General features: G+C 72.7%; 9 protein-coding genes. 7 read left to right on the top strand and 2 right to left on the bottom strand.

All coding sequences use genetic code 11. The features are described 5' to 3' along the window. Positions 1–91 precede the first annotated feature (91 nt). The 6 genes from DDV73_RS01775 to DDV73_RS01750 all read left to right on the top strand — a co-directional run bounded on the left by DDV73_RS01775 (position 92) and on the right by DDV73_RS01750 (position 6,740). Positions 92–1,201, top strand: coding sequence for a sensor histidine kinase (locus DDV73_RS01775; RefSeq protein WP_109505537.1), 1,110 nt, complete (start codon positions 92–94; stop codon positions 1,199–1,201). Beyond that, positions 1,192–1,839 carry a response regulator gene (locus tag DDV73_RS01770; RefSeq protein ID WP_109505536.1) on the top strand — a complete coding sequence of 216 codons (648 nt, stop codon included), beginning with the start codon at positions 1,192–1,194 and terminating at the stop codon, positions 1,837–1,839. Before DDV73_RS01775 ends, DDV73_RS01770 begins: the two co-directional genes overlap by 10 nt. 104 nt (positions 1,840–1,943) lie before the next feature. Continuing rightward, entirely contained in the window at positions 1,944–3,167 is a 1,224-nt protein-coding gene (locus DDV73_RS01765) for a S8 family peptidase (protein WP_109505535.1), read from the top strand. Then, positions 3,164–3,754, top strand: coding sequence for an RNA polymerase sigma factor (locus tag DDV73_RS01760; protein WP_109505534.1), 591 nt, complete (start codon positions 3,164–3,166; stop codon positions 3,752–3,754). Before DDV73_RS01765 ends, DDV73_RS01760 begins: the two co-directional genes overlap by 4 nt. Continuing rightward, a complete protein-coding gene (locus tag DDV73_RS01755; protein WP_109505533.1) occupies positions 3,751–4,224 on the top strand; it encodes a hypothetical protein in 474 nt (157 codons plus the stop codon). Before DDV73_RS01760 ends, DDV73_RS01755 begins: the two co-directional genes overlap by 4 nt. Before the next feature lie 8 nt (positions 4,225–4,232). Further along, a complete protein-coding gene (locus DDV73_RS01750) occupies positions 4,233–6,740 on the top strand; it encodes a CHAT domain-containing protein (protein ID WP_109505532.1) in 2,508 nt (835 codons plus the stop codon). A gap of 5 nt (positions 6,741–6,745) precedes the next feature. Here the strand turns inward: DDV73_RS01750 and DDV73_RS01745 are convergent, their stop codons facing one another. Next, positions 6,746–7,291, bottom strand: coding sequence for a hypothetical protein (locus tag DDV73_RS01745; protein WP_109505531.1), 546 nt, complete (start codon positions 7,289–7,291; stop codon positions 6,746–6,748). A gap of 170 nt (positions 7,292–7,461) precedes the next feature. Here DDV73_RS01745 and DDV73_RS01740 point away from each other — a divergent pair, with 170 nt between their 5' ends. Then, complete coding sequence (locus DDV73_RS01740; RefSeq protein ID WP_109505530.1) at positions 7,462–7,866, top strand: VOC family protein; 405 nt, start codon at positions 7,462–7,464, stop codon at positions 7,864–7,866. Here the strand turns inward: DDV73_RS01740 and DDV73_RS01735 are convergent. Then, positions 7,863–9,056 (bottom strand): nitric oxide synthase oxygenase, encoded by a 1,194-nt coding sequence (locus DDV73_RS01735; RefSeq protein WP_109505529.1) that lies wholly within the window; start codon positions 9,054–9,056, stop codon positions 7,863–7,865. The genes DDV73_RS01740 and DDV73_RS01735 overlap by 4 nt on opposite strands. Between the last annotated feature and the right edge of the window lie 2 nt (positions 9,057–9,058).

The following is a 9,058-nucleotide window of genomic DNA, read 5'->3' as shown; positions in this document are numbered from 1 at the left end:
ATCGGTAAGCCGTGTGCGGGAAAACCGCACGCACGGATTGAAAGGGGAATGGGGAAACGGGCCAGCAATGGCACCGCGCCCCTGACTACCAATGGTTCGAGCCGGGCAGTACCTCATCGCCACTCTGGTGGCCGCGGCGGCGACGCTCCTCGCGGCGCCGGTGCTATGGGTGCCCGCCGTGGCCCAGCCCTGGGCCGAGCAGCACCGCCAGTGGGCCGCGACGCTGCTCGGGCAGTCGGTCGAGCCGCGCCCGCGTCCCGCGCGGCGCAACTTCGGGTGGCTGGTCATGCAGGTGGTCATCGGGCTGCCCGCCGGGGCAGCTGCCCTGCTCTGCCTCGGTACGGCGGCGTTCAGTCCTGTCGTCGCGGTGGCGTGGTGGGCCTTCCCCGCGCCGCCCTGGTTACCGGCGTACAGCGTGCCGATCGAGAGCTGGAGCACCGCGCTGCCGGTGAGCCTGCTGAACTTCGTGCTCTTCGGCGGCCTGGCGGCCATCGCCCTGCCACCGCTCGCCCGCCTGCATGCCCGGCGCTGCCTGGCAGTGCTGGCGCCGTCGCCCACCGAGCAGCTGGTCGAGCGGGTCACCGAGCTCACCCAGACCCGGGCCGACGTCCTGCAGGCGCACGGTGCGGAGCTGCGCCGGATCGAGCGCGACCTGCACGACGGCACCCAGGCGCGGCTGGTGTCGATCGCGATGCGGCTCGCCGTCGCCGGCGAGAGCTTCGACAAGGACCCCGACGGTGCGGCCGAGCTGGTCCGGCAGGCGCACGCCGAGACCGAGGACGCGATGACCGAGCTGCGCTCGGTGATCCGCACCATCTATCCGCCGGTGCTCGCCGACCAGGGGCTCGTCGGAGCGCTCAACACGCTGGCCACCAGAGCCGGGGTGCCGACCAAGATCGACATCGGCCCGCTCGGTCAGGTCCCGGCGGCGGTCGAGGCGGTCGCCTACTTCGCGGTCACCGAGGCGCTGGCGAACGTTGCCCGCCACAGCCGAGCCAACAAGGCGTCGGTCCGGGTCTGCCGGGACGCTGACCTGCTGCGCGTGGAGGTGACCGACGACGGGACCGGTGGGGCCGACGCGGCACGCGGATCCGGGCTGGATGGGATGGCTCGCCGTACAGCCGCGCTCGACGGCACGATGAGCATCGACAGCCCGCGCGGCGGGCCGACCGTCGTCACCGTGGAGCTGCCGTGCGCGTAGTGATCGCTGAGGACAACGTCTTGCTGTCGTCGGGGCTGGAGCTGCTGCTCAACTCGCAGGGGTTCGAGGTGGCCGCGATCGCGATCGACGCCGAGGGCTTCCTCGCGGCCGTCGAGACCCACCGCCCGGACGTCACCATCGTCGACGTCCGACTGCCGCCCAGCTTCCGCGACGAGGGCATCCGGGCCGCGATCCAGGCCCGCCACGATCACCCGGGACTTCCCGTCCTGGTGCTGTCGCAGTATGTCGAGCAGGAGTACGCGAGCCGGCTGCTCGCCGACGCCCAGGGCGGCATCGGCTACCTGCTGAAGGACCGGGTGAGCCGGGTCGCGGAGTTCACCGACGCGCTGCGGCGGGTGGCCGACGGCGGCACCGCCATGGACCCCGAGGTCATCGCCCAGCTCATCGCGCGCGGCGACCCGATCGACGCCCTCACCGCCCGCGAGCGTCAGGTCCTCGCGCTGATGGCCGAGGGACACGACAACGAGACCATCGCCAAGCGCCTCGTCGTCTCCGACAACGCCGTCCACAAGCACATCGGCAACGTCTTCCTCAAGCTCGGCCTGTCGGCCGGCGACAGCGGCCACCGCCGGGTGCGTGCAGTCTTGGCCTACCTCCGCCGCCACGGCGTTTCCTGATTTCTCCACCCGACCGGCGACCCAGCCGCAACAATGACTCGGTATCTGCCGGCACCGCCCTGGCCACTCATGGACAAGGCACCGACGGACAGGGAGACAGTGCGATGACCGAGTGGTACAAACTCGCCGAGGACCTCGATGGCAACCCGCCCGAGATCGACCCGGGCGCGACAGCTCCGGAGCCGCCGCCGGGCAGTGCCTGGGTGAGCACGAACGACGGCCCGCGGCTGGTGGCGACCGACAAGGTGGCGATCTCCGATGACAACCTGGCCCGGCTCCCGGAGCTACAGGCCCTGCTGGGTACGACGATCGCGCTGGAGCCCGTCGCGCAGTTCGGCCGGACCGTCGTCCTTGGTGTGACCGGCGGCGACGCGGCCGAGGTGCTCGCCGTACTCGCTGAGCAAGGGGTGCGCGAGCTGCGGCTGATGCAGGTGCTCGAGCCCGGCAAGGCGCCGTTCACGGTGAAGGGCCCGCACACGGTCAAGGGACCGCACTCCGGCACCGCCCGCGAGGCGGTGGCCGCGCTGCCGGACCCCCCGACCACCGGGGGCGTCGGCCCGATCGTGGTCGGGATCCTCGACGGTGGGGTTGGTGCGCACCCGTGGTTCGTGGGCGAGCCGATCGTCACCGACCGGGCCTCGACGGTCGCCGGTGAGCCCGGTGCGTTCGCGGGCCACGGGACGTTCGTCGCCGGCCTGATCCGGCAGCACGCTCCCCGCGCCAAGATCGTCTCGCACCAGGTGATGAGCCAGCACGGCGTGTTCTGGGAGGGCGCGGTGATCGAGTCGCTGCAGGTGCTGGTAGACCAGGTGGCGGCCGGTGAGCGGCTGGACGTGCTCTGCCTCGCCTTCGGCTACTACCACGCCAGCCCCGGTACCGACACGCACACCAAGGACCTGGCCCGGCGCCTCGGCGAGCTCGGCGAGCTCGGCGTCCACGTCGTGGTGGCCGCCGGCAACGACTCGACCGACAGCCCTACGTTCCCGGCCGCCCTCGCCGCGCTCTGCGACCCACTGACCCTGCCCAGGGTGGCGTTGGAGGCGATCGGTGCGGTCAACCCGGACGGCTCGCCGGCTTCGTACAGCAACACCGGAGCATGGATCACCCGCACGGAGGTCGGCACCGCGGTCATCAGCACGGTCCCGGTCGGATTCGGTACGACGGCGGTCAGCACCGAGCCGACCGAGTACGACCCGGACAACCTGGCGTCTGGCTTCGCCCGCTGGGGCGGTACGTCGTTCGCGGCGGCGATCCGCGCCGGGAAGCTCGCGGACGAGCTTGCACGACGGCTTGCACCAAGGCCTGCAGACGGCGACGGCCCACCATGAGCGGAGCTGCGGCCACCAGTCCCAGCGAGCGGAACGCGCGGCTCGCCGAGCTGCTCGACCGGGTGCGGGCCGGCGAGTCCGGCGCCCTCGAGCCGATCGTCCGCGAGCTGAACCCGCTGCTGTGGCACGTCGCCCGCAGCCAGGGCCTGTCCGCCCACGACGCCGCGGACGTCGTACAGACCACGTGGCTGGGCCTGGTCCGCAAGGCCGACCAGATCCACACCCCGGCCGCGCTGACCGGGTGGCTGGTGAGCGTGACCAAGCGGGAGGCCTGGCACTACGCCAAGCGGGCCGCGCGCCAGGAGCCGACCGAGGACGTCGGCGTGGACGCGGTGGCGGCCGATCCTGAGCTCGACGCTGGGCTGCTGGCCGACGAGCGGGCGGTGAGTCTGATGCGCGGGTTCCGGCAGCTGACCGAACGCTGCCAGGAGCTGCTCAAGGCGGTCGCGATGGCGGATCGGCCGGACTATGCGGCGATCTCGGAGGCACTCGGGATGCCGCATGGCAGCATCGGCCCGACCCGCGGCCGGTGCCTGGCCAAGCTACGGGCGCTGCTGCTGACCGACCCACTCTGGAGCCGGACATGAGCGAGCGGGACATGAGCGGGAACGAGCCGCTCGACGACTTCGACGCCGAGATCCTGGCGGCACTCAAGGCTGCCCACAACGAGCTCGACCCGATGCCGGCCCACCTCGACGACCTGGTGCTGCTCGCGGTCGACGGCAGCATCGTGGACGCCGAGCTGGCCCGGCTGGTCGAGGACGCCCGCGCCGAGGCGCGGTCCGGGGACCGGGTGCGCACGCTGCGGTTCGAGAGCGAGCTGGGGGCGCTGTTCGTGTCGGTGGTCGAGGTGCGCGCCGGGGTGGTGAGGATCGACGGCTGGCTGGTCCCGCCGGTGCCGGCGACGGTGCGGCTGCGGAGCGCCGGCGCCCCCGACGTCGAGGTCGAGGCCAACGACACCGGCCGGTTCGCGGTCGAGGAGGTCCGGCAGGGCGCCGCCCAGCTGGTCGTGGAGTTCGCCTCGGGGACCATGGCGACCCTGGCCGTCGACCTGTGACTGGACCTATGACCGGGCTCGACGCCGGACGTGCCCTGCTCGCCGCCGGCATCGCCGCCAACGAGGAGATGCGGCCCCGCGTCGGCCGCCGCAAGCTGCGGGCGGCGCTGCGGGTGCTCGGCGTACCCACCGACGCCGAAGGCCGGCAGCTGCGCAGCCGGATCCTGGTCAGCCTGGCCATGGCCGAGAGCGAGGTCGGCGACACCCTGGCCGGGCTCGCTCGCCTCGACGAGGCCAAGGCGGACCTAGCTCCCGAGCAGCGCGGGCTGTTCCACGCCCAGCGCGCGATCCTGCTGCGGCGTACCGGCCGGGACGAGCAGGCCGCGACCGAGTACGCCGCCGCGCTGGCCATCGTCGACGAGCGGGCGGACCCGGTGGCGGCCGCCAAGATCCACATGAACCGGGCGGTACTCCACATCGCCGCCGCCCGGCTGACCGAGGCCCGCGCCGACCTGGCGGAGACCCGGCGGCTGGCCGACGTGGCCGGCGACGAGGTGACCGCCGCGAAGGCACTGCACAACCTCGGGTACGTCGACTACGTGGCCGGCGACCTGCCCGCCACGCTCGCGACGTACGACGAGGTGGAGGCGGCGTACGAGCGGCTCGCTCCGGGCGTGCTGCCGATGCTGTCGCTGGACCGGGCCCGGGTGCTGCTGGCGGCCGGCCTCGCCACCGAGGCCGACCGGGAGCTCGCGGACGCGATCCCGGCGCTCCACCGCCAGGAGTCGCAACAGGACGAGGCCGAGGGGCTGCTGGCCCGGGCCGAGGCGGCCCTGCTCACCGACCGGCCCGGCGACGCGTCCGAGCTGGCGGCCGAGGCCGAGAAGCTGCTGCGGCGGCGCGACAACCCGCGCTGGGTCGCCCGCGCCGAACTGTTGAACGCCACCGCGGCACTGGCGGCCGCCGAGCGGGCACCATTCGCAGTCGCCGTTGCCGCCGATCACCTGGCCACCCGGCTGCGGAGTCTCGGGCTTGCCGAGGACGGCGCGGTCGCCGAACTGGTCTCGGCGCGAGCCTGGGTCGCCGCCGGCGAGCCGATGCGAGCCCGGGGACAGGCGGGCGAGCGCGGGTCGCATGCGGAGCGACTGGAGACCACCCTGCTGCGGCACCTCGCGCGGGCCGAGTACGCCGCGGCCACCGGCGACGTCGCCGCCGCAATGGCGGAGCGCCGGCGCGGTCTGGAGCGGCTGCACCGGGTCCGCGGCCGGCTCGGCGCGCTCGACCTGCGGGGAGGCGCGGCGGTGCGCGGCCGCGAGCTTGCCCAGGGTGGGCTGGAGGCGGCGCTGGCGGCCGGCCAGCCGGCCGCGATCCTGGCCTGGGCGGAGCGGACCCGGGCGCAGAGCCTGCTGTTCGCGCCGGCCCGGCCGCCGGTCGACGGCGGTGTCGACTCTGCGGCGTGGGAAGAGCTGCGGGCGGTGTCGGTGACGCTGGCGGAGGCCGAGCTGAGCGGCGTACCGGCGGAGCGGCTGCGGGCCCGGCGGGAGGCGCTGCGACGGCGGCTGCGCCGGTCCACCTGGGCGGTGCCCGGTGCCGGTGAGGCGGCACGGCGGGCCCGGCTTGCGGACGTGCGGGCGCGGCTGGGCGAGGGCCGGGTGCTGGTGCTGCTGATCGCCGGCGGCCACGACGACCTGCACGCGCTGGTGGTCACGACCACCTCGGCGCGGCTGCTCCCGCTCGGCTCGCGGGCTGCCGCCGAGGAGGCGACGCTGCGGGTGCGCTCCGCACTGGACGCCCAGGCCGGCCGGGCGCTGCCGGCGGCGCTGGCCGATGCGATGCGTGCCGCAACGGCGCGCGACCTCGACGACCTGGAGGCGCAGCTGCTGACGCCGCTGGCGGCGGTGCTCGGCGACCGGGAGTTGGTGGTCGTGCCGACGGGTGGGCTGACCGCCGTCCCGTGGTCGGCGCTGCCGTCGCTGGCCGGCCGCCCGGTGACCGTCGCGTCGTCGGCGAGCACCTGGGTCGCCCGGACCGCACCGGCATCCGGCCCGACGCTGCTGGTGGGCGGCCCGCGGATCGCGCGCGGCAGCACCGAGCTGGCCGCGATCGAAGGGATCGCGACCGGCGTACCGGTCATAGGCCGGCTGGACGGCTCAGCCGCGACGATCGCCGCGACCCGCAAGCAGTGGGAGGAAGCCGACGTCGCGCATGTCGCCGCCCACGGCCATCACGCGGCCGACAACCCGCTGTTCTCCGGGCTGGAGCTCGCCGACGGGCTGCTGATGGGCTATGACCTGCTGGCCGCGCGCCGTACGCCGCCGCTCGTGATCCTCTCCGCCTGCGACCTCGGGCTGCACGACACCCGGCCCGGCGACGAGTCGCTCGGCGTCACGACCGCCCTGCTGGCCGCCGGAGCGGCCACCGTCGTCGCGAGCGTGGCACGGGTGGCCGACGAGGTCGCGGAGCGGGTGATGGTCGGCTTCCACCGCCGGCTCGCCGCCGGTGACACCCCCGCCGCCGCGCTGGCCGCGGCGACGGCGGGGGAGCAGACCGGCTTCTGCTGCTTCGGCGCCGGCTGACTGCGCTAGGCGCGGGTCGCGATGGCCACGATCTTGGTGTCCTTCACGGCCGGCGTGTTCTGGTTGGAGTGGCACCGAAGTGTGACCGACCGTGAGCTGCTGCTGGCCGTGGTCATAGAGATCAGCGACATCGGGCTGTCGCCGAAGCCGAACTCAGCCCCGGACACGCCGCCGTACGCGCTGGTGCGGTCGACGATCGTGTCACCCACGACCAGGTCGCAGGTAACGAAGCTGTCGAACGTCGTGATGATGCCCTTCGCGAACAGGTTCCAGGACCCGGCCGGCAGCCGCATCGTGAGTACGTCGGTCCACTGGTTCGCCGGAATGTTCACCGAGCCCCCGGGGTCCGCTCCCACGGCCTGCGGCCGGCGTGCGTTCGGGGCCAGGTGGGCGATCCCGACGGTGCCGTTGACGACCTTGGTGCCGCTGACCGCGTTGGGCGCCAGCTTGGGTGCGGTCACCGCGCGGTCCTTCAGGTGTCTGGTGCCCACTGACCCGTCGCCGATCCGTTCGGCGACGGCGTGTGCCGGCCCGGCGAGCGCGATCAGCAACGCCGTGAAGGCGATCCCGGTCGCCGGGGTGAACTTCGGTCGGCCGATTCTCGGGCGGGGAGGTGCAGACGGACTGACATTGGGTACTCCTCGCTACGTCGGCAGGCCCGAATGCCCGCCGTTCGGAGACGAGTGGGCCGATCACGTGCTATGGATACCAAGGAGGACCCATGGGTCTGAGCAGTTACGAGCTGAACCCGATGGTCGCGGTCACCGACATGGCCACGGCGACGGAGTTCTACGAAGGTAGGCTCGGCCTCACGGCGGCCCGCACCGACCCCGACGGCAGCAAGGTCTACATCTCCGGCGGCCACGAGGCGCTGGTCGTCTACCCGTCACCGGACCACGCTGGTACGTCGACCGCCACCCTGGCCACCTGGTACGTCGACGACGTCGAGCAGACCGTCGACGAGCTGACCGCGGCCGGCGTGAGGTTCGAGCAGTACGAAGGCGTGCTCGAGAGCGGCTTCGACTACAGCACCGACGAGCGCGGCATCTCACCCCGCGCCGGCGGCGGCAAGGTCGCCTGGTTCAAGGACCCCGACGGCAACCTCTTCTCGATCGAGAGCAACTAGCAGAAGGCCGGTGGACCGCCCTGGAGCGATCGGCCTACGGCCGCGTCGTCGGTGAGGAAGTTCGGCACCTGGTCCTCGGTGTCGAAGTGGCGGTGAAAGACCGGCGTCTGCGAGCCAGACATCGGCGGCACGATCCAGCTCCAGTCGGCGGGGCACCGGCGACCTGCCCGCTCCTCCCTCTCGAGGTGCGTGAGGAACCTGTGGGACTCGGTGTGGTGGTCGGTGATGGTCACCCCGTTCGCACTGAAGGAGTGCAGAACCGCACGGTTGATCTCGACCAGGGCTCGATCTCGCCACAAGGTCGCCTCGTGCGAGGTGTCCAGACCCATCTGCTTCGCGACCGTCGGCACCAGGTCGTAGCGGTCACTGTCGCTCAGGTTGCGTGCCCCGATCTCGGTACCCATGTACCAGCCGCTGAAGGGCGCCGCCGGATAGGAGATACCGCCGATGACCAGCCGGTTGTTGCTGATGACAGGGACCGCGTGCCAGCGCAGTCCCAAGCCCGCGAACCAGTCCAGCTCGGGGTGCTCGAGCGCTACCTCGTGCACCGCCTGCCTCGGGAGGTCGAACATCATCGGCCCCTCTTCGACGGTTTCCACGACGAGTGGCAGTACGTCGAACGCGCTCAGCTGGTGCGGCGGCCGCCACCCGCGCTCGATCAGCGCGGTCGTGAACCGCAGATAGCGGGGGTCGCCGAGGACAGGCCCGTCCGGCCGCTCGTAGCCGGCGTACCGGATGAGCTGCTCGTTCCAGATCCTGGGAGCGGGCCGAGAGGGGGTTTCGGGCGCGAACACGCTGATCAACGGTCGGATCCGCCCGCCGTTGTGAGCCGTTCGCAAGTGTTTGAAGCACTGCCGGGCGACGCCGGCGGCGTCAGAAACCGTTCTCAGGTCACGCACCTGAAGGCTGCGCCAGTACAGCCGACCGACACACCGCGCGTTGTTGCGCCAGGCGACGCGGGCGCCGAACGCCAGCTCGTCGGTCGTGTGCCAATAGGTCCCGGTCAGGTCGAGGTCACGCCTGACTGCCGCGAGCCGCGGTGCCAACGGCCCGGCCTGGGGCGTCTCGGAGTGGAACAGCTCGAGGAACTCCTCAGCCGCGGCGCGGTCCACCTCGGCGCCGGCGGACCGGGAGGTCGGCGGCTTGGCGTCGAGCTCCTCGTCCGGAGCGCGTCTCCCGAGAGTCCACATAG

The organism is Nocardioides speluncae (genome assembly GCF_003121585.1).
GTDB classification, from domain to species: domain Bacteria; phylum Actinomycetota; class Actinomycetes; order Propionibacteriales; family Nocardioidaceae; genus Nocardioides; species Nocardioides speluncae.
This window is presented reverse-complemented; position numbering and strand designations above follow the sequence as displayed.